Source organism: Streptomyces sp. NPDC021012, assembly GCF_044333355.1.
In the GTDB taxonomy this organism is placed as follows: Bacteria; Actinomycetota; Actinomycetes; order Streptomycetales; family Streptomycetaceae; genus Streptomyces.
This window is the reverse complement of the sequence record NZ_JBIRQU010000022.1, coordinates 22,806-45,586: the sequence shown is the minus strand read 5'-3', so window position 1 is coordinate 45,586 and position 22,781 is coordinate 22,806. Positions and strand designations below refer to the sequence as shown.

General features: G+C 72.1%; 20 protein-coding genes. 6 read left to right on the top strand and 14 right to left on the bottom strand.

All coding sequences use genetic code 11. The features are described 5' to 3' along the window. Positions 1–40 precede the first annotated feature (40 nt). Positions 41–1,789 carry an LCP family protein gene (locus ACH4TP_RS38435; RefSeq protein ID WP_398440513.1) on the top strand — a complete coding sequence of 583 codons (1,749 nt, stop codon included), beginning with the start codon at positions 41–43 and terminating at the stop codon, positions 1,787–1,789. Between the two features lie 78 nt (positions 1,790–1,867). Here ACH4TP_RS38435 and ACH4TP_RS38430 read toward each other — a convergent pair whose 3' ends face one another. Continuing rightward, the gene (locus ACH4TP_RS38430) at positions 1,868–2,896 is read right to left on the bottom strand and encodes a glycosyltransferase family 2 protein (protein ID WP_398192533.1); all 1,029 of its coding nucleotides are present in this window, start codon (positions 2,894–2,896) and stop codon (positions 1,868–1,870) included. A gap of 212 nt (positions 2,897–3,108) precedes the next feature. Between ACH4TP_RS38430 and ACH4TP_RS38425 the strand changes: the two genes are divergently transcribed. Continuing rightward, positions 3,109–4,482, top strand: a complete 1,374-nt coding sequence (locus ACH4TP_RS38425; protein ID WP_389238912.1) for an LCP family protein — start codon at positions 3,109–3,111, stop codon at positions 4,480–4,482. Positions 4,483–4,495: 13 nt separating this feature from the next. On the opposite strand, the gene ACH4TP_RS38420 is transcribed toward ACH4TP_RS38425, so the two are convergent. Then, a complete protein-coding gene (locus tag ACH4TP_RS38420; RefSeq protein ID WP_389238902.1) occupies positions 4,496–5,041 on the bottom strand; it encodes an acyl-CoA thioesterase in 546 nt (181 codons plus the stop codon). A 129-nt stretch (positions 5,042–5,170) separates the two neighbouring features. On the opposite strand from ACH4TP_RS38420, the gene ACH4TP_RS38415 reads away from it, so the two are divergent. After that, complete coding sequence (locus ACH4TP_RS38415) at positions 5,171–6,421, top strand: LCP family protein (protein WP_389238904.1); 1,251 nt, start codon at positions 5,171–5,173, stop codon at positions 6,419–6,421. Positions 6,422–6,492: 71 nt separating this feature from the next. On the opposite strand, the gene ACH4TP_RS38410 is transcribed toward ACH4TP_RS38415, so the two are convergent. Beyond that, a complete protein-coding gene (locus ACH4TP_RS38410) occupies positions 6,493–7,110 on the bottom strand; it encodes a hypothetical protein (protein WP_389238906.1) in 618 nt (205 codons plus the stop codon). 127 nt (positions 7,111–7,237) lie between these two features. Beyond that, positions 7,238–8,395, bottom strand: coding sequence for an acyl-CoA dehydrogenase family protein (locus tag ACH4TP_RS38405; RefSeq protein WP_398440511.1), 1,158 nt, complete (start codon positions 8,393–8,395; stop codon positions 7,238–7,240). Between the two features lie 126 nt (positions 8,396–8,521). Here ACH4TP_RS38405 and ACH4TP_RS38400 point away from each other — a divergent pair, with 126 nt between their 5' ends. Continuing rightward, on the top strand, positions 8,522–9,847 hold the full coding sequence (locus tag ACH4TP_RS38400; RefSeq protein WP_389239140.1) for a UDP-glucose dehydrogenase family protein: 1,326 nt from the start codon (positions 8,522–8,524) through the stop codon (positions 9,845–9,847). Positions 9,848–9,905: 58 nt separating this feature from the next. Here ACH4TP_RS38400 and ACH4TP_RS38395 read toward each other — a convergent pair whose 3' ends face one another. From ACH4TP_RS38395 to ACH4TP_RS38380, 4 genes are all read right to left on the bottom strand, one after another. Then, the gene (locus ACH4TP_RS38395) at positions 9,906–10,814 is read right to left on the bottom strand and encodes a membrane dipeptidase (protein WP_398440510.1); all 909 of its coding nucleotides are present in this window, start codon (positions 10,812–10,814) and stop codon (positions 9,906–9,908) included. A gap of 120 nt (positions 10,815–10,934) precedes the next feature. Continuing rightward, on the bottom strand, positions 10,935–12,131 hold the full coding sequence (locus ACH4TP_RS38390; RefSeq protein ID WP_398440509.1) for a dipeptidase: 1,197 nt from the start codon (positions 12,129–12,131) through the stop codon (positions 10,935–10,937). Next, the gene (gene purE / locus ACH4TP_RS38385) at positions 12,128–12,625 is read right to left on the bottom strand and encodes a 5-(carboxyamino)imidazole ribonucleotide mutase (RefSeq protein WP_389239177.1); all 498 of its coding nucleotides are present in this window, start codon (positions 12,623–12,625) and stop codon (positions 12,128–12,130) included. Before purE ends, ACH4TP_RS38390 begins: the two co-directional genes overlap by 4 nt. Positions 12,626–12,644: 19 nt before the next feature. Beyond that, on the bottom strand, positions 12,645–13,784 hold the full coding sequence (locus tag ACH4TP_RS38380; protein ID WP_398440508.1) for a 5-(carboxyamino)imidazole ribonucleotide synthase: 1,140 nt from the start codon (positions 13,782–13,784) through the stop codon (positions 12,645–12,647). Positions 13,785–13,972: 188 nt separating this feature from the next. Here ACH4TP_RS38380 and ACH4TP_RS38375 point away from each other — a divergent pair, with 188 nt between their 5' ends. Continuing rightward, positions 13,973–14,488, top strand: coding sequence for a GtrA family protein (locus ACH4TP_RS38375; RefSeq protein WP_389239148.1), 516 nt, complete (start codon positions 13,973–13,975; stop codon positions 14,486–14,488). A gap of 53 nt (positions 14,489–14,541) precedes the next feature. On the opposite strand, the gene ACH4TP_RS38370 is transcribed toward ACH4TP_RS38375, so the two are convergent. Together ACH4TP_RS38370 and ACH4TP_RS38365 are read right to left on the bottom strand one after the other, a co-directional pair. Then, positions 14,542–15,813, bottom strand: a complete 1,272-nt coding sequence (locus ACH4TP_RS38370; RefSeq protein ID WP_398192492.1) for an ATP-binding protein — start codon at positions 15,811–15,813, stop codon at positions 14,542–14,544. Positions 15,814–15,970: 157 nt separating this feature from the next. Continuing rightward, positions 15,971–16,651, bottom strand: coding sequence for a response regulator transcription factor (locus ACH4TP_RS38365; RefSeq protein WP_389239152.1), 681 nt, complete (start codon positions 16,649–16,651; stop codon positions 15,971–15,973). A 426-nt stretch (positions 16,652–17,077) separates the two neighbouring features. Here ACH4TP_RS38365 and ACH4TP_RS38360 point away from each other — a divergent pair, with 426 nt between their 5' ends. After that, entirely contained in the window at positions 17,078–18,598 is a 1,521-nt protein-coding gene (locus ACH4TP_RS38360; protein ID WP_389239155.1) for a peptide MFS transporter, read from the top strand. A 63-nt stretch (positions 18,599–18,661) separates the two neighbouring features. On the opposite strand, the gene ACH4TP_RS38355 is transcribed toward ACH4TP_RS38360, so the two are convergent. Genes ACH4TP_RS38355 through ACH4TP_RS38340 form a run of 4 tightly spaced genes read right to left on the bottom strand, consistent with a single transcriptional unit; the run spans position 18,662 to position 22,762 of the window. After that, the gene (locus ACH4TP_RS38355) at positions 18,662–20,137 is read right to left on the bottom strand and encodes a hypothetical protein (protein ID WP_398440507.1); all 1,476 of its coding nucleotides are present in this window, start codon (positions 20,135–20,137) and stop codon (positions 18,662–18,664) included. Positions 20,138–20,151: 14 nt separating this feature from the next. Beyond that, on the bottom strand, positions 20,152–21,213 hold the full coding sequence (locus ACH4TP_RS38350) for a hypothetical protein (RefSeq protein ID WP_398192486.1): 1,062 nt from the start codon (positions 21,211–21,213) through the stop codon (positions 20,152–20,154). Further along, the gene (locus tag ACH4TP_RS38345) at positions 21,210–22,073 is read right to left on the bottom strand and encodes a hypothetical protein (protein ID WP_398440506.1); all 864 of its coding nucleotides are present in this window, start codon (positions 22,071–22,073) and stop codon (positions 21,210–21,212) included. Before ACH4TP_RS38345 ends, ACH4TP_RS38350 begins: the two co-directional genes overlap by 4 nt. After that, on the bottom strand, positions 22,073–22,762 hold the full coding sequence (locus ACH4TP_RS38340) for a peptidase (protein ID WP_398440529.1): 690 nt from the start codon (positions 22,760–22,762) through the stop codon (positions 22,073–22,075). Before ACH4TP_RS38340 ends, ACH4TP_RS38345 begins: the two co-directional genes overlap by 1 nt. Positions 22,763–22,781 lie beyond the last annotated feature (19 nt).

Sequence of the window (22,781 nt, the reverse complement as noted above, 5' to 3'; positions counted from 1 at the left end):
CCGGGACTTGACGTTCTTCTGACCGACGAGGGGACCTGGGGTGGGACAGAACAGCGTGCGTGGGGAGGGAACGCGAAAAAGCGTTCCGCGCGCCCGTGAACTGGGCTGGGACGACGACCTGTACGGCGCCGGAGAGGCGACCGGCGCGGGCGGCGAAGCTCCCGAGGAGGCGGAGGCCCCCTCGGGGCCGACCCGCGCCGAGCGCCGGCGCGGTGGCGGGAAGGGCGGCGGGAAGGGCCCGGGCGGACGCGCCGCCGCGCGCCAGCGCGCCAAGAAGACCGGCAAACGCAAGGTGCTGCGCTGGACGGCGATCACCCTGGCCCTGCTGATACTCGGGACGGCCGGCGCCGGATACCTGTACTACCAGCACCTCAACGACAACATCCGCGGCGGCAGCCGCGCGGGCGGCGACAGCGGCGTCAAGAAGGCCGCGCCGAACGCGCTCGGCGACACCCCGCTGAACATCCTGCTGATCGGCTCCGACGACCGGAGCGACGAGAAGAACATCGCCCTCGGCGGCGGCCGGGACGACAAGAACCGCCCGCCCCTCGCCGACGTGCAGATGCTGCTGCACGTCTCGGCGGACCGGAAGAACGCCTCGGTCGTCTCGATCCCGCGCGACACGGTCGTGCACATCCCGGAGTGCAAGGGCGAGAACGGCAAGCCCCCCTATCCCGCCACCGACACCCGGCCCATCAACGAGTCGCTCCAGCGCGGCGGTCCCGGCTGCACCCTCACCACCTGGGAGAGCCTCACCGGGGTCTACATCGACCACTGGATCATGGTCGACTTCGCCGGTGTGGTGGCCATGGCCGACGAGGTCGGCGGCGTCCCGGTCTGTGTGAAGTCCGGCGTCGACGACCACCCGACCAAGGCGCAGCCCGGTGGCTCCCACCTGAAGCTGCCCGTGGGAACGCACGAGGTCAAGGGCGTGCAGGCGCTCCAGTGGCTGCGCACCCGGCATGCCTTCGGCAGCGACCAGAACCGCGCCAAGGCCCAGCACATGTACATGAACGGCATGGTCGCGAAGCTCCAGAAGCAGAACGCCTGGACCGACACCGGCCGTCTGATGGGCCTGGCGGAGACCGCCACCAACGCGCTCCAGGTCTCCGACGAGATCAAGTCGGTCAAGGGGCTCTTCGACCTGTCGATGCAGCTCAAGAACGTGAAGCTGGACCGCCTCACCACGGCGAACATCCCGACGGCCGAGTACCCGCCGGACCGCAACTGGAACATCCTGGTCAAGTCGTCCGCCGACAAGATGTTCTCGATGCTCCGCAACGACATCGCCTTCGACAAGAACGGCACCCCGGCCGACGCCAAGCCGAAGCCGTCCAAGAAGCCGAAGGCCATCGCCGAAGCGCCCGGTTCGCTCGCCGTGACGGTCGTCAACGGCACCGGCAGCGACGCCGAGCCCGCCGCCGAGGGCCGCGCCCGGACGATCACCGAGATCCTCCAGGGCAAGGGCTTCACCCAGGCCGTGTCCTCCAAGGAGGGCGGCAACCGCCCGGACACCGTGGTCACCTACCCCAAGGCCGCCGGCGACCAGGGCAAGGCGAACGCCCAGTCCGTGGCGAAGGTGCTCGGGCTGCCCGACTCGGCCGTCCGCGCCGACCCGAAGGCCGAGGGGCTCACGCTCGTCGTCGGCGCCGACTGGCGCGAGGGGACGGTCTACAAGAAGCCGGCCGCCGAGGCCGGTGACATCCCGGACGGCGCGCAGGTGATCCGGGGCGACGAGAAGGACTGCATGGAGATCTTCGACCCCTACAAGTGGGACGGAAAGAGCTGATCCCACGTCCCGCGCACGAAGGCCGGGCCCCTCGGAAGGGGCCCGGCCTTCGCCGTGCTCGTACGCGTACGGGCCGCGTCAGACGCGCTCCGCCCGCACCGCCGGGCGCCGGCTCGCGATGACCTTCTCCGCGAGGGAGCGGGGGCTGGTGAGGAAGCCGTAGCCCCAGGACATGTGCATGGTGGCGAGGGCGACCGGGATCCGCAGGCGGGCCTTCAGCGGCAGTCCCCTGCCGGCCGGGATCGAGCCCGCCGTGATCGCGGCGAGGTAGCCGGCCGGGATCACGAAGCCGAGGGGGGTGACGGCGGCTCCGACGACGAGGCCGGCGGCGATCGCGCAGACGGCGGTCGGCGGGGCCAGGTAGCGGAGGTTGATGGAGCCCTCGTGGTAGCGGGCGACCACGTGGCGCCAGCGGCCGTAGTCCTTGTACTGCTTGGCGAGGGCCTTCACGGAGGGCCGCGGGCGGTACTGGACGCGGAGCTCCGGCGAGAACCAGATCAGGCCGCCGGCCTCGCGGATGCGGAAGTTCAGCTCCCAGTCCTGGGCGCGGATGAACTCCACGTTGTACCCGCCCTGCCGCTCCAGCGCCTCGCGGCGGAAGACGCCCAGGTAGACGGTCTCCGCCGGGCCCGCCTCGCCGCCCGTGTGGAAGGCGGCGTTGCCCACGCCGATCTTCGAGGTCATCGCGGCGGCGACCGCGTCCTCCCAGGCGTTCTCGCCCTCGGCGTGCATCACGCCGCCGACGTTCTGCGCGCCCGTCTCCTCCAGGAGCCGGACCGCGGTCGCGATGTAGTTGGGGGAGAGCATGCCGTGGCCGTCGACGCGCACCACGATCGGGTGGTGGGAGGCCTGGATCGCCGCGTTGAGGGCGGCGGGGGTGCGGCCGGTCGGGTTCGGCACCGTGATGACGCGGCGCCTGCCCGAAGCGGTCTCGCGGACGAGCTCGGCGGCGATCTCGTCCGTGCGGTCCGTGGACGGGCCGAGGGCGATCACCACCTCCATCTCCCCGTCGTACTCCTGCTCCAGGATGTGGCGGACCGAGGTGCGCAGATACCGCTCCTCGTTGAGGACCGGCATGATCACGGAGACGGGGGGCGTGGCGTTCATCGCCCGCCACGTTACCGCGAACGGGGGACACCGGTGCGCGCCGAGCGGGTGGTGCGCCCTTGGGCTGATCGTATGGGCCTACCGTGCTGCCGGTTCCCCTGTCCCACCCGCGGAGGTGTCCGTCCGTGCCCACACCGCCCCGCACGCCCCGTCCCCGGCCCGCCGCCCGCCGCGTACCGGTCCGCCGGCGGCGGAGGCGCCCCCGGTGGGGGATGCGGATGGCGACGGCGCTCTCCGTGACGGTCCTCACGGCCGGGGGGATCGGGCACGCCGTGGTGGCCGGTCTGGACACCGGGATCACCCGGGTCGACCCCTTCAAGGACATGAAGAACCGGCCGCTGGCCGGGCACGGGATGAACGTGCTGGTCGTCGGGACCGACGGGCGGGACCGGATCACGCCGGAGGAGAAGAAGAAGTACCGGCTCGGCGGCGCGCCCTGCCACTGCACCGACACCGTCATGCTCGTGCACATCTCGGAGGACCGGGAGCGGGCGAGCGTCGTCAGCCTGCCCCGCGACTCGTACGCCGAGATGCCCGAGCACACCGACCTGAACAGCGGCGTGAAGCACCGGGCCCATCCCGTGAAGCTGAACGCGGCCTACGCCGAGGGCGGGCCCGGTCTCACCGTGCGGACCGTCGAGTCGATGACCGGCGTGAAGATCGACCACTACCTGGAGGTCGACTTCACCAGCTTCATGCGGACCGTGGACGCGGTCGGCGGGGTGCAGATCTGTACGACGCGGCCCCTGAAGGACTCGTACACCGGGCTCGACCTGGCCCCCGGCACCCATGAGCTGGACGGCGGGCAGGCCCTGCAGTACGTGCGCTCCCGGCACATCGACGGGGCCGCCGACATCGGCCGGATGCAGCGGCAGCAGCGGTTCGTGGCGGCGCTGGTCGACCGGGTCACGAACGGCGGGGTGCTGCTCAACCCGGTGCGGTTCCGGGAGGTCGCGACGACGATGCTGGGCTCCGTACGGGCCGACGAGGAGTTCGGTACGGATCAGCTGCTCGCCCTCGCCAAGGCGATGCACGGCTTCACCCCGGCCTCGTCGGAGTTCGTGTCCGTGCCGATCGGCGACATGGGCTTCCCCGTGAAGGGCATCGGCTCGACCGTGAAGTGGGACGCGGCCAAGGCCCAGAAGCTCTTCCAGGCCCTGCGGGACGACCAGCCGCTCGCCGCCTCCGCGCAGAAGGCGGCGAGCTCCTCGAAGGCCCCCCGGGCCCTCGTCGTCGACGTGCCGCCGCGGACCGTCCGCGTGCAGGTCTACAACGGGACCCGGACCGACGGTCTCGGCCGCAAGGTGGACGACGCCCTGCGCGCGACCGGCTTCGACACGACGCGCACGCCGATGACCGGCTCCCCGCAGAAGCGGACCCTCGTCGAGTACGACCCGCGCTGGGACCGCTCCGCCAAGTCCCTGGCGGCCGCCCTGCCGGGGGCGGAGCTGCGGGCGGTCGCGGGACGGGGCGGGACGCTGCGGGTGACCGTGGGCAGCGACTACAAGGGCGTCACGGCGGTGCGGGCGGAGGCGTCCGGGGCGCCGTTCGAAGCGGTCACCGGGGACAAGGTGGTGTGTCCGTAGGACCCGGGACGGCTCAGTCCTCGTAGCCCTCGGCCGCGCGGCGTTCGCGGAGTTCCTTGATGGCCTGGCGGCGGGCCAGGCGGTGGGTGCGGCGGATCTGGGCTTCCTGGTTGCGGCGCTTGTCCTGCTCGGTCTCGGGGATGACCTGGGGGACCGGGCGGGGCTTGCCGTCGGCGTCGACGGCCGCGAAGACGAGGTAGGCGGAGCCGACCTGGGTGGCGGGCGTGGACTCGTTCCAGCGCTCGGCCATGACCCGTACGCCGACCTCCATGGAGGAGCGGCCGGTCCAGTTGACCTGGGCCTTGACGTGCAGGAGGTCGCCGACGCGGACGGGCTCCAGGAAGGCCATCTCGTCCATGGAGGCGGTGACGGCGGGGCCGCCGGAGTGCCGGCCCGCGACGGCGCCCGCGGCGTCGTCCACCAGCTTCATGATCACGCCGCCGTGCACCGTACCCAGGAGGTTGGTGTCGTGGCTGGTCATGATGTGGCTGAGGGTGGTGCGGGAGGCGGAGGTCGGCTTGCCCGGGATGCCGCCGGGAGTATCGCCCTGATCTGTCATGCCCTCCACCATATGCCGGGTCCCTCCGCCGTCGCCGTTCGGTCCCCTTTGCATCAGCTTGGCAACAGCACCGGTCCGATCTTCTACCCGGACTGTCGCCCGGAAAGGCCCGCCCGGCACACTGTCCGCATGAATGACTGGCCCGATCAGCCCGAGGGACCCCGCCGGATGAGCCACGTGCAGCGCCCGCAGGTCCCGCAGCAGCCGCCGCGTCCCCAGCAGGGCTACGACCAGGGCGGCCGGGACGGCCAGGGTTACAACCCGAACTTCACGCAGGCGCGGAACCAGGGGTACGACTCCGGTTACAGCTCCGGCGAGGTGTACGGAGGTCCGCACGGCCACGGCGGCCGGGGCGGCGTCCCCCCGCAGTACGCGCCGCAGGGGCCGGGCCGTCCCGCGCCGGACTGGCGCAAGCGGATCAAGATCGGCTCGATCGTGCTCGCCGTGGTCGTCGTCGGCTGGAGCGTCGGCACGTACGCCTGGGCCAGCTCGAAGATGCGCAACGAGGTCGACCTCTCCAAGGTCATCGAGCGGCCGGAGGAGGGTGACTGCACGACGTACCTGATCGTCGGCTCCGACAGCCGCGAGGGCATGTCCGCCGAGGAGAAGAAGAAGCTCCACACCGGCTCCGCCGAGGGCAAGCGGACCGACTCGATGATGATCCTCGCGGCCTGCTCCAGCGGGAACACGATGGTCTCGCTGCCCCGTGACTCCTGGGTGACGATCCCGAACTTCGTCGGCTCCGAGTCGGGCAAGGCGTACCCGGCCCGCGGCGGCTCCAAGCTGAACGCGGCCTACGCGATGGACGGCCCCGAACTGCTCGTGCGGACCGTCGAGTTCAACACCGGCCTGCGCATCGACCACTACGCGGAGATCGGCTTCGCCGGCTTCGCGAACATCGTGGACGCGCTCGGCGGCGTCGAGCTGAACATCGACAAGGGCTTCAAGGACAAGAAGTCCGGCGCGAACTTCCAGGCGGGCACGCAGACCCTCAACGGCGAGCAGGCCCTGGCCTTCGTCCGCACCCGGTACGCCTTCGCCCAGTCGGACCTCCAGCGGACGAAGAACCAGCAGAAGTTCCTGAACGCCCTGGCCAACCAGGCGGCGACGCCGGGCACGATCCTCAACCCGTTCGCGCTGTACCCGACGCTCGGCGCCGGTCTGGACACGCTGATCGTGGACAAGGACATGTCGCTGTACGACCTCGGGAAGATGTTCTTCGCGATGAAGGGCATCAACAGCGGTGACGGCAAGTCCATGAACATGCCGCTCGCGGGCTCCGCGCCGCAGAACTCCCTGAAGTGGGACATGCCGAAGGTGAAGCAGCTCGTCGAGCAGATCAAGAACGACGAGAAGGTCACGGTCACGTCCGACCGGTGAGGCCGGACCGCTGACCGGCGGCTTCGGGGCGCGTCCCGGCACGGGCGGTGCGCGCCCGCGCCGGAGCCGGCTCAGCCGGCGAGCGGCCGCCGGAACCGCTGCCGGCCCTGTCCGTCCTGGACGACGGTGAAGCCGGCCGCCCTGAGCCGCTCGGCGATCCGCCCGCGCCGTATGCCGTTGAGCCGGAACGCGAGCACGAGGAACCCGGCCAGCAGACCGCCGCCGAGCAGTGCGGCGAGCCACATCCCGGAGATCAGCAGCACCAGGACGAGGACGACGAGCCCGCCCCACGCGACCGCGGGCTGGGTCCCGTGGGCCGCCTGGGTCAGGACGTCGTACCCGATGCGGTCCTTGGCGTGCGCGACCGCGCCCTCCGCCTCCGGCAGCGGCTTGAACGTCCCCGGCCGCAGCGTCGGGACGGCGCCGCCGTTCCCCGCCCGCGGGAACGCGGCGAGCGTGGCGGCCTCACGGGCGCGCGCCTCGGGGCTCGGGTCGCGGTACAGGTTCACGACGATCGCCTGCCGCTTGTGGCCCGTGCGCCAGGCCTCGCCGTACTCGAAGCCGTACTGCTCCAGGAGGTTCACCCGCACCGCGAGGCTCCTGGCGTGGCCCATGTCGTGCCGCAGCTCGATGACGTCCTGCGTGGCGACCTGCCGCAGCAGTGCGGCCACCTGTCGATCGCTTCCCATGCCCTGTCCCACCCCTTGTCCGCGCCGTTCGCGTCGTCCGCGTCGCTCTTGTCGACGCGGCAGGGAGCGTAACGAGAGGGAGGGACGGACCGGAATCCGCCCCTCCCCTTCAGTCGGCCGGCCGTCCCTACGGGAGGTTGCGGGCCATGACGATGCGCTGGACCTGGTTGGTGCCCTCGTAGATCTGGGTGATCTTGGCGTCGCGCATCATGCGCTCGACGGGGTAGTCGCGGGTGTAGCCGTAGCCGCCGAGGAGCTGGACGGCGTCGGTGGTGACCTCCATGGCGACGTCGGAGGCGAAGCACTTGGCGGCGGCGCCGAAGAACGTGAGGTCGCCGTCGACGCGCTCGGACTTGGCGGCGGCCGCGTAGGTGAGCTGGCGGGCCGCTTCGAGCTTCATGGCCATGTCGGCGAGCATGAACTGCACGCCCTGGAAGTCGGCGATCGGCTTGCCGAACTGCTTGCGCTCCTTGACGTAGCCCTTGGCGTAGTCCAGGGCGCCCTGGGCGATGCCGATGGCCTGGGCGGCGATGGTGATGCGGGTGTGGTCGAGGGTCTTCATGGCGGTGGCGAAGCCGGTGCCCTCGGCGCCGATCATGCGGCTGGCGGGGATGCGGACGTTGTCGAGGTAGACCTCGCGGGTCGGGGAGCCCTTGATGCCGAGCTTCTTCTCCGGCGCGCCGAAGGACACGCCCTCGTCGCCCTTCTCCACCACGAACGCGCTGATGCCCTTGGAGCGCTTGTCGGGGTCGGTGACGGCCATCACCGTGTAGTACTCCGAGACGCCGGCGTTGGTGATCCACCGCTTGACGCCGTTGAGCACCCAGGAGTCGCCGTCGCGCACCGCGCGGGTCTTCATGCCGGCCGCGTCCGAGCCCGCGTCGGGCTCGGACAGGGCGTAGGAGAACATCGCCTCGCCGCGGGCCAGGGGGGCGAGGTACCGGTGCTTGAGCTCCTCCGAGCCGGACAGGATCACCGGCAGCGAGCCCAGCTTGTTGACGGCCGGGATCAGCGAGGAGGAACCGCAGGCGCGCGCGACCTCCTCGATCACGATCACCGTGGCCAGCGCGTCCGCGCCGGCGCCGCCGTAGGCCTCCGGGACGTGCACGGCATGCAGGTCGTTGGCGACCAGCGCGTCCAGGGCCTCCTGCGGGAACCGGCCCTCCTCGTCCACCGCCGCCGCGAACGGCACGATCTTCGCCTCCGCGAGGGCACGCACCGACTCCCGGAGCATGTCGTGCTCCTCGGAGGGCCGATACAGGTCGAAATCAGTCGAACCCGCCACGTTCACTCACTCCCACGCTTGCTAACTACCGTTAAGTAACACAAAGGGTAGGGCGTGACCGGGCCCCCGGCCAGGGCACGACTATGCTCGGGCAGGCATTCCGCCCGACGCTCACTGGAGACCCGCATGGCCCTCAAGATCACCGTGATCGGCACCGGCTACCTCGGCGCCACCCACGCCGCGGCCATGGCGGAGCTGGGCTTCGAGGTGCTCGGCCTGGACGTCGTCCCCGAGAAGATCGAGATGCTGTCCGCCGGGCGCGTCCCGATGTACGAGCCGGGCCTGGAGGAACTCCTCGCGAAGCACGTCGCCGGCATCGAGGGATCGAGCGGCCGGCTGCGCTTCACCACCTCCTGGGAGGAGGTCGGCGCCTTCGGCGACGTGCACTTCGTCTGCGTGAACACCCCGCAGAAGCACGGCGAGTACGCCTGCGACATGAGCTACGTCGACGCCGCCTTCGCCTCCCTCGCCGCAGTCGTCCGCGAAGGGGCCCTGGTCGTCGGCAAGTCGACCGTCCCCGTCGGCTCGGCCGAGCGGCTCGCGCGGCTCCTCCCCGAGGGCGTCGAGCTCGCCTGGAACCCGGAGTTCCTGCGCGAGGGCTTCGCGGTGAACGACACCCTGCACCCGGACCGGATCGTCGTCGGCGTGCGCGGCGAGCGGGCCGAGAAGACGCTCCGCGAGGTGTACGCCGTACCGGTCGGCGAGGGCTCCCCGTTCGTCGTCACCGACTTCCCGACGGCCGAGCTGGTGAAGACGTCCGCCAACTCCTTCCTCGCCACCAAGATCTCCTTCATCAACGCGATGGCCGAGGTCTGCGAGGCCGCCGGCGGCGACGTCGTCAAGCTCGCCGAGGCCATCGGCCACGACGACCGGATCGGCGCCAAGTTCCTGCGCGCCGGCATCGGCTTCGGCGGCGGCTGCCTCCCCAAGGACATCCGGGCCTTCATGGCCCGCGCGGGCGAGCTGGGCGCCGACCAGGCCCTGACCTTCCTCCGCGAGATCGACTCGATCAACATGCGGCGGCGCGGCCAGATGGTCGAGATGGCCCGCGAGGCCCTCGGCGGCTCCACCTTCCTGGGCCGCCGGATCGCGATCCTCGGCGCCACCTTCAAGCCGGACTCGGACGACGTCCGCGACTCCCCCGCGCTGAACGTGGCCGGCCAGATACACCTCCAGGGCGGCCAGGTGACCGTCTACGACCCGAAGGGCATGGAGAACGCCCGCCGCGTCTTCCCGACCCTCGGCTACGCCGACTCGGCCCTGGAGGCCGTGCGCGGCGCGGACGTCGTCCTCCACCTGACCGAGTGGCGCGAGTTCCGCGAGCTCGACCCGGCGGAGCTGGCCCCGGTCGCCTCCTCGCGGGTGATCCTCGACGGCCGCAACGCCCTCGACGGGGAGCGGTGGCGGGCGGCCGGCTGGACGTACCGGGCGATGGGCCGCCCGACGGCCTGATCCGTACGGGAACGGAGGGGCGCACCGCGTGGCGGTGCGCCCCTCTCGTCGTCCGGGTTCAGGCCGCGGCCGGCCGGATCCGGTTCGTCCGCGCCAGGAACTCCGTCTCGCGCAGCGCCCGGGTGGCGTTGGCGTGGGCGAGGCCGACCAGCTCCTGGGCGGTCCAGCCCCGGCGGAGCAGCTCCGCGAAGAGCGGTACGTAGCCGGTGGCCGGGGCGGTGGTGCGGGAGACGCCCGCGCACTGCGGGCCCGCCTGCGCCCGTACCCGGTCGAGGACGTCGGCGACGGCGGCCGGGTCGTCGGTGACCGTGACCATGAGGACGGCGCCGTTCCCGCCGAGGAGGCCGAGGACGTCGTCCGGCAGGGTCTCCGGATCGGCCCGGGTCAGCAGCGCCGGGGCGCGGGTGACGGCGAGGGCGCGGCGGACCGTGTCCGGGTCGGCGCCGGAGAGGTCCACGGCCAGGCCGATGCGGTTCATCTCCCGTACCGCGTCACGGGCGAAGCGGTCGAAGAGGGTGAGGTTCACGGCCCGCACGCCCAGCGCGTGGTAGGCCCGCAGGGTGGCGGCCGAGCCGCCGAGCGCCGTCCAGCCGACCGGGCCGAGCAGGGCGGCGACACGGCCGCAGTTGCGGGCGTGGGCCAGCTCCGAGGTGGTGTACGCGAGCCGCAGCTCCTCGGGGCAGGCGGCGACGAGGGCGCGGACGGAGTCGATCCGCCGCAGGGTCCCGATGACGCCCTCGTCCGGCTCGGCGTCCAGGCACCAGAACTGGGCCCCGGCCTCCGGGGCGCGGACGGGCGGCAGGTCCTCGGGGTCGAGGGACCCGGGGAGTTCGGTGTGGCCCTCGGTGACGGGCTGGGCGGCGAGGAGGGCCCGGGCGCGTGCTGTCTCGTCGAGCGGCGGAGGTGGCTCCGGGGCGGCGGGCACGGTCGGGAGGGTGGTGGGAGGGTCGTCTAGCAGTTCCGCCATGGTGTTACTCCGGACTCGGCGATGCAGTACCGCCCCGCCGAGAGCGGCGGGGCAGTACCGTCCACCGTGCCACCGACCCCCTCGGGGGGCGCGGTGGGACGGGCCGTCCGGGTGAGCGGGCTACGGGGTGTCGAGCGCCTCGATGGTGGCGTTCGACGGGGCCGTACGGCTCTTCAGGTCGCGGGAGACGGCCTCCGCGTCCCGCAGGGCGCGGACCGCGTTGGACCAGGTCAGCTTGGCGAGGTCCGGCCGGGACCAGCCGCGGTGCAGGAGCTCCGCGATCAGGTTCGGGTAGCCCGCGACGTCGTCGAGGCCGGCCGGGGTGAAGGCCGTGCCGTCGTAGTCGCCGCCGATGCCGATGTGGTCGATGCCGGCGACCTCGCGCATGTGGTCGAGGTGGTCGGCGACCGTGGCGGCGGTGGCGATCGGACGGGGGTCGGCCTCCTCGAAGGCGCGGTGCAGCCTCATCGCCTCGGGGGTGGTGTCGAGGTGGTCGAAGCCGTGCGCCCGGAGGTTGTCGTCCGCCCGCGCGGTCCACTCGACGGCCGCGGGGAGGATGAACTTGGGCACGAAGGTGGCCATCGCGACGCCGCCGTTGGCGGGCAGCCGCTCCAGGACGTCGTCCGGGACGTTGCGCGGGTGGTCGCAGACCGCGAGGGACGAGGAGTGCGAGAAGATCACCGGCGCCGCCGTGGCGTCGAGCGCGGCCCGCATCGTCGTCGCGGCGACGTGCGAGAGGTCGACGAGCATGCCCGAGCGGTTCATCTCGCGGACGACCTCGCGGCCGAAGGCGGTCAGTCCGCCGACGCGCGGTTCGTCGGTCGCCGAGTCCGCCCAGTCGTTGTTGTCGTTGTGCGTGAGCGTCATGTACCGCACGCCCAGGGCGTGCAGCGCGCGCAGGGTGGCGAGGGAGTTGTTGATCGAGTGGCCGCCCTCGGCGCCCTTGAGCGAGGCGATGCGGCCCTGCTTCCGGGCCGCCTCCATGTCGTCCGCCGTCAGGGCCGGGGCGAGGTCGGCGGCGTACCGGTCGAGGAGCTGGTCGACGATGTCGATCTGCTCCAGGGTCGCGCTGACCGCGTCGTCCCCGGCCAGTCGGCACGGCACGTACACCGACCAGAACTGGGCGCCGACGCCGCCGGCCCGGAGCCGGGCGAGGTCGGTGTGGAGGGAGGCGGACTGGTCGGACGCGATGTCCATCCGGTCCAGGTCGTAGCGCACGTGCTCGCGCAGCGCCCACGGGAGGTCGTTGTGGCCGTCGACCACGGGGTGGCCCGCGAGCAGCTCGCGGGCCTCCTCCAGACGGTCGGCCGCGGTCACCTGGCGAAGCCGAAGGACTCGGCGCCCTCGACCTTGGCGCGCAGGCGCTTGCCCTTCTCCGTGGCCTGGTCGTTGAGCTCCTGCTGGAACTCGGTCATCCGGGCGAGCAGGTCGGGGTCGTGCGCGGCGAGCATCCGGGCCGCGAGCAGGCCCGCGTTGCGCGCGCCGGCGACGGAGACCGTGGCGACCGGGACACCGGCCGGCATCTGCACGATGGAGAGCAGCGAGTCCATGCCGTCGAGGTACTTCAGCGGCACCGGCACGCCGATGACCGGCAGCGGGGTGACGGAGGCGAGCATGCCCGGGAGGTGGGCGGCGCCGCCGGCGCCCGCGATGATCGCCTTGAGCCCGCGGCCCGCGGCCTGCTCGCCGTACGCGATCATCTCGCGCGGCATCCGGTGGGCGGAGACGACGTCGACCTCGTACGGGATCTCGAACTCGTCCAGGGCCTGGGCCGCTGCCTCCATCACGGGCCAGTCGGAGTCGGACCCCATGACGATGCCAATGAGCGGATTACTCAACGATGGTTCCTCGCAGATAGCCGGCGGCGTGACGGGCGCGCTCCAGCACGTCGTCGAGGTCGTCGCCGTAGGTGTTGACGTGGCCCACCTTGCGACCGGGCTTCACGTCCTTGCCGTACATGTGGATCTTGAGCTGCGGGTCCCTGGCCATGCAGTGCAGGTACGCGGAGTACATGTCCGGGTAGTCGCCGCCCAGGACATTGCACATCACGGTCCACCGCGCGCGCGGTCGCGGATCGCCGAGGGGCAGGTCGAGAACCGCCCGGACGTGGTTGGCGAACTGCGAGGTGATCGCCCCGTCCTGGGTCCAGTGGCCGGAGTTGTGCGGGCGCATCGCCAGTTCGTTGACGAGGATGCGGCCGTCCGTGGTCTGGAACAGCTCGACGGCGAGGTGCCCGACGACGTCCAGCTCCTTGGCGATGCGGAGGGCCAGCTCCTGGGCCTGACCGGCGAGCTCCTCGTCGAGGTCGGGCGCGGGCGCGATCACGGTGTCGCAGACGCCGTCGACCTGGCGGGACTCGACGACCGGGTAGGCGACGGCCTGGCCGTGCGGGGAGCGGACGATGTTCGCCGCGAGCTCGCGGACGAAGTCGACCTTCTCCTCGGCGAGGACCTGGACCCCGGCGAGGAAGGGCTCGCGGGCGTCCTCGGGCGTGCGGACGAACCAGACGCCCTTGCCGTCGTAGCCGCCGCGCACGGTCTTGAGGATGATCGGGAAGCCGCCGACCTCGGCGGCGAAGGCCTCGGCGTCCGCCGCGTCCGCCACGATGCGGTGCCGGGGGCTCGGCGCGCCCAGCTCGTCGAGCCTCGCGCGCATCACCCCCTTGTCCTGCGCGTGTGCGAGGGCGGCGCGGCCGGGGCGGATGACGACGCCGTCCGCCTCCAGGGCCGCCAGGTGCTCCGCGGGCACGTGCTCGTGATCGAAGGTGATCACGTCGCAGCCGCGCGCGAAGTCACGCAGCGTGTCCAGGTCTCGGTAGTCGCCGATGACGACCTCACTGACCACCTGGGCCGCGGAGTCCTGCGGGGTGTCGCTGAGGAGCTTGAACTTGATGCCGAGGGGGATACCCGCCTCGTGGGTCATACGGGCGAGCTGCCCGCCTCCGACCATGCCTACCACGGGGAACGTCACCCTCTTAGGGTATCCGCACCATGGGGGAACACTCGTCCGGCTGTGGATTGCCACAAGGCCGGAGCGGGTGGGGGACGGGTTCTCCACAGGTTTGCGCGGTACACAGGCGGGTGACAGGGGCGCTGGTTAGCATGGTTGGGTTGACGTCGCCCGGACGTCATACGGACGGACGGGACAGAGCGATCACCATGAGTGAACCCGGCGCGCTGCGCATGCGACTCCAGGGGCTCTTCCGGGAGGTCGCCAAGTTCGGCGCCGTCGGCGCCGTCGGGGTTCTGGTCGACCTCGGGGTGTTCAACCTCGTCCGCCACTACACGGACCTGCCGGTCGTGCGCGCGAGCGTCATCGCCACCGTCGTCGCGATCGTCTTCAACTACCTCGGCTTCCGGTACTTCACCTACCGGGACCGGGACAAGAGCAGCCGCGCCAAGGAGCTGGCCCTCTTCCTCGTCTTCAGCCTGGTCGGCCTGGTCATCCAGAACGGCCTGCTGTACGCGGCGACGTACGGCTTCGGCTGGGACACCCCGCTGCAGAGCAACTTCTTCAAGTTCTTCGGCATCGGCGTCGCGACCCTGTTCCGCTTCTGGTCGTACCGCACCTGGGTGTTCCGCGCGCTGCCCGCCAAGGAGGCCGTGCAGACCGCCGAATCGTTCCTGGAGCAGGCCCCGCGGCAGTCGACCCGCCGCCAGCCCGACCGCGTCTGACCTCCGTCTGACCCCCGCCCGACCCCTGTCCGGCTTCCGGCGGAGTACGGCTCCTAGCGGACCGGGCGCTCCTGCGGGACCTCCACGACGCTCCTGACCTCCCGGCTCAGGAAGAGCGCGAAGACCGGCGGCTGCTGCTGGAGCAGCTCCAGACGGCCGCCGTCCGCCTCCGCGAGGTCCCGGGCCACCGCCAGGCCGATGCCCGTCGAGCTGCGCCCGCTCACCGCCCGCTCGAAGATCCGCGCGCCGAGGTCGGAGGGGACGCCCGGGCCCTCGTCGGTGACCTCGATCACCGACTGGTTGCCGGTCACGCGGGTGCGCAGGGCGACCGTGCCGCCGCCGTGCATGAGCGAGTTCTCGATCAGGGCGGCGAGGACCTGGGCGACCGCGCCCGGGGTGCCGACCGCCCGCATCCCCTGCTTGCCGGAGTGCACGATGGCCCGCCCCGCGCTGCGGTAGGCCGGGCGCCACTCCTCGATCTGCTGCTTGACGACCTCGTCCAGGTCGAAGGCGACGGCGGAGCCGGTGCGGGGGTCCCGGGAGTTGGTGAGGAGCCGCTCGACCACGTCGGTCAGCCGCTCGACCTGGGTGAGCGCGATCGTCGCCTCCTCCTTGACGGAGTCGAGGTCGTCGGCCATGGCGACCTCCTCCAGGCGCATGGAGAGCGCCGTGAGGGGCGTACGGAGCTGGTGGGAGGCGTCGGCGGCGAGCCGGCGCTCGGCGGTGAGCATCCGGGCGATCCGCTCGGCGGAGGCGTCGAGGACGTCCGCGACCCGGTCCAGCTCGGGCACCCCGTACCGCTTGTGCCGGGGCCGCGGGTCGCCGGAGCCGAGCCGCTCGGCGGTCTCGGCGAGGTCGGTGAGCGGGGACGCCAGCTTGTCCGCCTGCCGCACGGCGAGGAGGACGGCGGCGACGACCGCGAGCAGGGCCACCGCGCCGATGATCAGCAGGGTGCGGCCGACCTCGGCGGTCACCGCGGAGCGGGACTCCTCGACGGTCACGGTCTCGCCGCGCTCGCCCGTCGCGAAGCCCCGGATGACCTCGCCCTCGGGACGGACGCCGAGCTCGATGGGCTCGCGGCCGGGGATGCGGATCCGGGCGTACCGCTTGGCGCCGCTCTGCTCGGCGAGGATGTCCGGGTTGACCGGCTCGCCGCCGATCAGCCGGCTGTCGACGATGGAGACGATCCGCAGCGCCTCCGAGTCCACGCTCTCCTGGGCACTGCTGGAGATCGTGCGGGTCTCCACGATGACGAGGGAGACGCCGAAGACGGCGATGACGACGAGGACGACGGCGAGCGTGGAGTTGATCAGGCGGCGGCGCATGGTTTAACGGTGGCTCAGTTCGTCTTGAACAGGGTGGAGCGACGGCTCGGACACGGCGGGGCGGCGGGGCGGTTCTCCTGAAGGCCCAGCCCTTCTCGAAGGCTCAGCTCCCCTCGAAGGCTCAGCTCCCCTCGAAGGCTCAGCTCCCCTCGAAGGCTCAGCTCTTCTCGAAGCGGAAGCCGACTCCCCGGACCGTCGCGATGTAGCGGGGGTTCGCCGCGTCGTCGCCGAGCTTCTTGCGCAGCCAGGAGATGTGCATGTCGAGGGTCTTGGTGGAGGACCACCAGGTGGTGTCCCAGACCTCGCGCATCAGCTGGTCGCGGGTGACGACCCGGCCGGCGTCCCGGACCAGGACCCGGAGCAGGTCGAACTCCTTCGCGGTGAGCTGGAGCTCCTCGTCGCCCATCCAGGCCCGGTGCGACTCGACGTCGATCCGCACCCCGTGCGTCGTGGGGGCGGCCGCGGGCTCGGCGGAGGAGCCGCGCCGGAGCAGGGCCCGGACCCGGGCGAGGAGCTCGGCGAGCCGGAAGGGCTTGGTGACGTAGTCGTCGGCACCCGCGTCGAGCCCGACGACGGTGTCGACCTCGTCCGCACGGGCCGTGAGGACCAGGATCGGAACGGTGTGCCCCTCGGCGCGCAGCCGGCGGGCGACCTCCAGGCCGTCCATGCCGGGCAGGCCCAGGTCGAGCACGACCAGGTCGACCCCGCCCTGGAGGCCGGCGTCGAGGGCGGTGGGGCCGTCCTCGCGGACCTCGACCTCGTACCCCTCTCTCCGCAGAGCGCGGGCCAGCGGTTCCGAGATGGATGCGTCGTCCTCGGCGAGCAGTACACGGGTCATGGGGTGATGGTAGTCCGCACGGAGGCCGGGCCGGGGCGGGATCCGCCGGGCCGAGATGACCCCTGGGGATCTTGTGGGCATCCTGCTCATGACCTTCGAAAGATCGCTCGCGGTTCCTTCGTCACCTGTGATCCATCTCTCAAGTCCTTCCATATCCGGCACTGTCGTGTCGTATGGTGGCGATACGTCAGTAGCGGTAATCGGGGACCTTTGGCCAGCTTCGCGGGCCAAGGTCCTCTTTCTGCGTAGGTTCGGCTCGGTCGAACCTGGAGACGGTGAATGACCTGTGGGCCGGGTCCCGGGACGCGTAGACGCGTCTTCCGGGGCGTGGATCCCGGTGGAGTTCCACGATTCCCCCGGTGCCGGCCTCCCCCACCGGGCGCACCACGCTCACAAGGCGTGCGTCCCGACAGAGCAAGGATCGACATGGCGTCCAGCCTGACGACGGCTTCGTCCGGAACCTCTGGTTCCGAGAAGACGTTCTTCGGCCACCCCCGTGGTCTGGCCACCCTCTTCATGACCGAGATGTGGGAGCGCTTCTCCTACTACGGCATGAGGGCCCTTCTGGTTCTGTACCTGGTCTCCGGCGGCGCGGACGCGGCGACCGGCTCCCAGGGTGGCGGCCTCGCCATGACGGCGGCCACGGCGACGGCCATCTACTCGGTGTACGTCTCGATGGTCTACCTGATGGCCATGCCCGGCGGCTGGTTCGGCGACCGCGTCTGGGGCGCCCGCAAGACCGTCACCATCGCCGGTTTCGTCATCATGGCCGGTCACGCCTCGCTGGCCATCCCCGGCCAGGCGATGTTCTTCGTCGGCCTCGCGCTCGTCGCGGCCGGCTCCGGTCTGCTCAAGGCCAACATCTCCACGATGGTCGGCCACCTCTACGACGGCCCGGACGACCCGCGCCGTGACGGTGGCTTCACCCTCTTCTACGTCGGCATCAACCTCGGCGCCTTCCTCGCCCCGCTGGTCATCGGCACCGTCGGCGAGAGCTACAACTGGCACCTCGGCTTCCTGCTCGCGGCCATCGGCATGGCCATCGGTCTGGGCCAGTTCCTGCTCGGCACCAAGAACCTGAGCGAGAAGAGCAGCGTGGTCCCGAACCCGCTGTCCGACGCCGAGCGCAAGTCGGTCCTCGTCAAGGTCTGCGCCACGATCGCCGTCGTCGCCGTCTTCTACGGCATCGTCGTCGCCGCCGGCATGTACACCCTGAACTGGGCGCTCGTCCCGATCACCCTCGCCGGCCTGCTCATCCCGATCGCCGTGATCGTCCGCATCAAGCGCGACAAGGACCTCGACAAGGCCGAGCAGTCGAAGGTCACCGGCTACATCTGGTTCTTCGTGGCCGCGGCCGTCTTCTGGATGATCTACGACCAGGGCGGCTCGACCCTGTCCCTCTTCGCGGACAGCAAGACCTCCGACCACATCGGTCCGCTGAGCTTCCCGGCCACCTGGTTCCAGTCGCTCAACCCGCTCTTCGTCATGGCGCTGGCGCCGGTCTTCGCCTGGCTGTGGCTGTGGCTCGCCCGCCGCAACCAGGAGCCGAGCACCATCGTGAAGTTCTCGCTGGGCCTGGTCGGCATCGGCATCTCGTTCTTCGTCTTCCTGGCCCCGATCGGCCTGGCCACCGGCGACGCCAAGGTCAGCCCGATGTGGCTGGTCGGCATCTACTTCATCCAGACCGTCGCCGAGCTGTGCCTCTCCCCGGTCGGCCTCTCCGTCACCACGAAGATGGCGCCGCAGAAGTACGCCTCGCAGATGCTGGGTGTCTGGTTCCTCGCCGTCACCGCCGGTGACTGCACCACGGGTCTGCTCTCCCTCGCGGGCGTGGACCTGAACGGCACCGGGATCATCGCGCTGCAGGCCGTGGCCGTCACGGTCGCCGCCGCCGCGGTCTTCATGTACCGCAAGAAGGTCAAGGCGCTCATGGGCGACGTCCACTGACGTCACCCGCCCCGCACGGAGGGCCCGTCGCACCGCACCGGTGCGACGGGCCCTCCGTCGTTCTCACCTCCGGAGCCGCGCCCAAGGGGTGAAGGTGAACACCGCGCCGCCGGCCAGGATGACCGTGCCCGCGACGAGGGCGAGGGCGCGCAGGGCGCCGTCGCCGTCCGCGCCGGTGTGGGCGAGGTTCTCCCCACTGGAACCGCCGGAACCGCCGGCGCCGCCGCTCGCGGAGCCCGTACCGCCGTCCGAGCCGCCGGAGGCGCCGCCCGCCTGCTTGCTCGTGTCCAGTTCGAGGGAGGCCTGCACGGCGCCCTTGACCTGGCAGGGGATGGCCATCTTCACGGTGCCGAGGGTGACCGAGATGGTGAGCGTGCCCGGGCTGAGCGTCGACCTGCCCGTCGCGCCGGGCCGGTACGTGCCCTTCATGTCCTCCAGGCTGACCGGGGCGCCCCTGGTGAGGGGGGCGGGGTTGGGCGCGCCGGTGACCTTCACCGAGCCCTTGTCGGCTCCGCCGATCTTCACCGCCATGGAGGGCTTCAGGGCCCCCTTGGGCAGGTCGGCGGGGCTGTCCATGACGCCCTTGGCCGTCTTCACCGTCAGGTCGTAGACCTCGCCGTTCTTCTTGGCGCCGATCGTCACCTTGGAGGAGATGTCGGGCGGCCCGGGGCTCTCGCAGGCGAAGGCCACGGTGACCTCCTTGCCGGGGAAGTCGGTCTGCCCACCGGAGCCGCCGGAGCTTCCACCGGAGGTGGTCGTGGCGCCGCCGGACGTGGTGGTGCCGCCCGCCGTGGAACTCGTACCGCCCGACGTGGTGGTCGTACCGCCGGAGGTACTGGTCGAACCACCGGACGCACCAGTGCCACCGGATGTACCGGTGCTGCCCGACGCACCGGTGCCACCCGACGCACTGGTGCCACCCGACGTACCGGTGCCACCCGCCGTACCGGTCGAACCGCCCGACGTGCTGGAGCCGCCCGACGTCGTCGTCCCGCCGCCGGAGGTCGAGGAGCCGTCCGTGACCTTGATGGTCGCGCCGACCGGGACCGTCTCCTTCGGGGAGCACTTGGTGTCCGTCGAGAGGGGCTTGGAGACGTTGATCGTGTACTTGCCGGGCGTGAGCGTGATCTCGCCCGCCTTGTCCAGCTTCAGCTTCCCCTTCATGTCGGGGAGGACCATCGGGCTGTTCTTGGGGATCGGCGGGTTCTGCCGGGGTCCCTCCATCGCGACGGTGCCGCTCGCCGCGCCGCCCAGCGTGAGGACGCCGGACGGCTTCACCGTGTCCTTGTCGAGGTCGAGGACGTCGGGGTTCTTCGAGGCGGCCTGGACGGTCTTCCAGACGATCTCGACCTCGTCGCCGACCTTGGCCTCGGCGGGGGCGGTGATCACCACCTTCGTGGTGCCCTGGACGGGCGGGAGCCCCGAGATCGGCGGCGGGATGCACTCCGTCGCGTAACTCACCTCGGCGGCCTGGGCGGGGCCGGCGGCATACAGGATCCCCGCGCCGCCGAGCATCAGCGCGACCCCGGCCGCGCTCATCCTCCGTTGCGTACTCACGCTTGTCCCTTCGTCGTCGTCGGGCTGCTGCTCTCTGGCGCTGACGGTGCGGAGTCAGGGCTGAACCACGGCAGGGCCGCGGTCGTCTCCCCGTCCCCCGGTGCGGGGGCGGAAGCGGGTGTACGGGCCGGGGCGCGGCGACGCGGGCGCGCCCCCGGCCGGGCCCCGGGGGCCCGCGCCCGGCCCGCCCCGGAAGCGGGCCGCACGCGGTCGACCACGGCCATGCCGATCCGGAACAGCGCGGCCGGCACCACGACGGCGAGGAGCGCCCAGAAGAGGGTCACGCCCCAGGGCCTGCCGACGCCCCAGGGCTGCTCGACGAGGACCTTGCCCGCGTACTTCACGGAGACCTGGTAGTCGCCGTGCGCGCCGGCCGTGAGCTCGGCGGGGAGGCGGATCAGGGCCTTCTCGCCGGGGTCGATCGTGCCGCGCCACTGGCGTTCCTCGTACTGGGGCGCGAAGACGCCGTGGCTGGTGCCGACCTGGAAGACGGGGTCCTTGACGGGGGCCGGGCCGAGGTTGCCGACGGTGAAGACGACCTCGCGGCGCGGGGGCGCCCCGAACCAGACGAGGACGCCGCTGGAGCCGTCGAGGCGGACGGCGGCGAGGACGGCGAGGCGGCCGTCGCCGGAGGGCTCGGGGAGCGGGGCGGTGGGGTGCCCGGCGACCGTGAAGGCCTTGTCGACGGCGTCCTGCTGGCCGGTGACCCCGGCGACGTGCACGACGCAGGGGCAGGGCTTGGGCGGTTCGGCGACGGGGAGCTTCGTGCTGAAGGCGCCCCGGGAGTCGACGGTGGCCGCCCGGCCCTCGGTGTTGGCGCAGGAGTTGGTGCCGCCGATGACGCCCTTGCCGGGGGCGCCCTGGCCGCAGATCAGGAGCATGAGCAGGGCGCCGGGTTTCCAGCCGCTGCCGCTGACGGTGATCTCGCCGCCCTTGCCGCCCTCCGTCGCCGACAGCTCGACCACGGGCCCCGGGGCCGCGACCGCCGCCGGGGCGGTGGGCAGCAGGACGAGGGCGAGGGCGGTGAGCAGGGCGGCGGCCGTACGGATCGTCCTCATGGTGCCTCCGGCGCCGACGGGGTACGGGACTTTCCGCGCCGCCGTACCGCGTACCCGGCTCCGGCCGCCGCCGCGGCGAGCAGCCCGCCCGCTCCCGTCAGCGCGGGGCCCGAGGCGAAGGAGGCCTCGGCGCGGGCGGTGGCGGGGGCGGCGCCCGGTGCGGTGGCCGTCAGCCGGACGGTGACGGAGTCGAGGGCGGGCTGGTCGGGCCAGGGTTCGGTCCGGGCGGCCCGCTCGCCGGGGCGCAGGGTGAGCGGCAGGGGGCGGTCCGGCCGGTCGAGGACGGTGCCGAGGAGGCCCTCGGCGCGGACCGCGAGGCGGGGGGCGAGGACCGTGGTGCCGCGGTTGACCAGGGTGTAGCGGAGGGTGCCCGCGCCGACGCGGACGTCCTCGACGGTGAGCGCGGCGAGGTGCGGGCCGCTGACCCGCAGCCGCAGGTCGACGCCGACCCCCCGGCCGGCGGCCACGGCCCGTACGGTGCCGCGGTGCTCGCCCGGCGGGGTGTCCGCGGCGACGGTCACGGCGAAGGGCACGTCGGCCCGGGTCCTGGCGGGCACGGTCACGGTCCGGGCGGCGAAGGACACCGGGGCGCCGCCCTGGCCGGTGAGGCGCACGGTGAGCGGCGCGGTGCCGGGGTTGGTGACCGACAGGGTGTCCTGGAGGACGCTGCCCGCCGGGCCCTCCAGGTAGGCGTACGGCCGTCCGGCGGCGGGCGCCGCCGTCCAGTCCTGGGCCCCGGGAGGCGCCGCCGCGACCGCGCCGAGCAGGGCGGTCGCGGCGGCGAGGAGCCCGGAGCGGGCGGCCGTACGCCGTCCGGGGCCCGCCGCCTGCCGCGTCCCCGGGCGGTCCGCCGTACGCATCAGCGTGCCGTGCGCCGCGTGAGCCAGAGGACTCCGGCGGCGCCGGTCAGCAGGACGGTGCCGCCGAGGGTGCCGAGGGCCACGGCGGAGTCGAGCGGGCCGGTCCTGGGCAGCTGGTCGCCGCCGTCGGTGGCGGGCGGCGGGGCGTCGGAGCCGCCCGAGCCGCCGCCCGAGACCCCCGTGACCTGGAGTTCCAGGGAGGGCTTCGGGTTGTTCTTCGGGGTGCAGACGGCCGCGTCCATGCCGAGGGCGTGCACGGTGAGGACCCCGGCGGTGAAGGTGACCTTGCCGTTCTTCTTCGGGGTGAACGTGCCGGTGAGCGTGCCGATGCTGATGGGGGTGTCGGGCGGGATGGCGGCCGTGTTCGGCGAGCCCGTGACCTTCACCTTGCCGCTCGCGTCGCCGCCGAGGACGAGCTCGGCGCGCGGGGTCATGACGCCCTTGGGGAGTTCGACCGGGCTGTCGGAGACGCCCTTCTCGAACGACATGGTGATCGTGTAGCCGCCGCCGCTCTTGACGGCCTTGATGTCGACGGGCGAGACGGCACTCTTGGGCCCGATCTTCGTCTCACAGGCGTAGTCGACGTCGACGACCTCCGCCTGGGCGACCGGCGCCCCGGCCAGCACGACCGCGCCCGCCACCGCGACCGCGGCCGTGAGCGCGGCGGTCGTTCTCCTCCGGTTCGGCACCTTGGACACCCGAGCACCC

Bases quoted from the DNA above. Each gene is read 5' to 3' on its own strand.
- ACH4TP_RS38430 (WP_398192533.1), bottom strand. From the start codon at position 2,896: ATGAACGCCACGCCCCCCGTCTCCGTGATCATGCCGGTCCTCAACGAG.
- ACH4TP_RS38425 (WP_389238912.1), top strand. From the start codon at position 3,109: ATGCGGATGGCGACGGCGCTCTCCGTGACGGTCCTCACGGCCGGGGGG.
- ACH4TP_RS38420 (WP_389238902.1), bottom strand. From the start codon at position 5,041: ATGACAGATCAGGGCGATACTCCCGGCGGCATCCCGGGCAAGCCGACC.
- ACH4TP_RS38415 (WP_389238904.1), top strand. From the start codon at position 5,171: ATGAATGACTGGCCCGATCAGCCCGAGGGACCCCGCCGGATGAGCCAC.
- ACH4TP_RS38410 (WP_389238906.1), bottom strand. From the start codon at position 7,110: ATGGGAAGCGATCGACAGGTGGCCGCACTGCTGCGGCAGGTCGCCACG.
- ACH4TP_RS38400 (WP_389239140.1), top strand. From the start codon at position 8,522: ATGGCCCTCAAGATCACCGTGATCGGCACCGGCTACCTCGGCGCCACC.
- ACH4TP_RS38395 (WP_398440510.1), bottom strand. From the start codon at position 10,814: ATGGCGGAACTGCTAGACGACCCTCCCACCACCCTCCCGACCGTGCCC.
- purE (WP_389239177.1), bottom strand. From the start codon at position 12,625: ATGGGGTCCGACTCCGACTGGCCCGTGATGGAGGCAGCGGCCCAGGCC.
- ACH4TP_RS38375 (WP_389239148.1), top strand. From the start codon at position 13,973: ATGAGTGAACCCGGCGCGCTGCGCATGCGACTCCAGGGGCTCTTCCGG.
- ACH4TP_RS38370 (WP_398192492.1), bottom strand. From the start codon at position 15,813: ATGCGCCGCCGCCTGATCAACTCCACGCTCGCCGTCGTCCTCGTCGTC.
- ACH4TP_RS38365 (WP_389239152.1), bottom strand. From the start codon at position 16,651: ATGACCCGTGTACTGCTCGCCGAGGACGACGCATCCATCTCGGAACCG.
- ACH4TP_RS38360 (WP_389239155.1), top strand. From the start codon at position 17,078: ATGGCGTCCAGCCTGACGACGGCTTCGTCCGGAACCTCTGGTTCCGAG.
- ACH4TP_RS38355 (WP_398440507.1), bottom strand. From the start codon at position 20,137: ATGAGCGCGGCCGGGGTCGCGCTGATGCTCGGCGGCGCGGGGATCCTG.
- ACH4TP_RS38350 (WP_398192486.1), bottom strand. From the start codon at position 21,213: ATGAGGACGATCCGTACGGCCGCCGCCCTGCTCACCGCCCTCGCCCTC.
- ACH4TP_RS38345 (WP_398440506.1), bottom strand. From the start codon at position 22,073: ATGCGTACGGCGGACCGCCCGGGGACGCGGCAGGCGGCGGGCCCCGGA.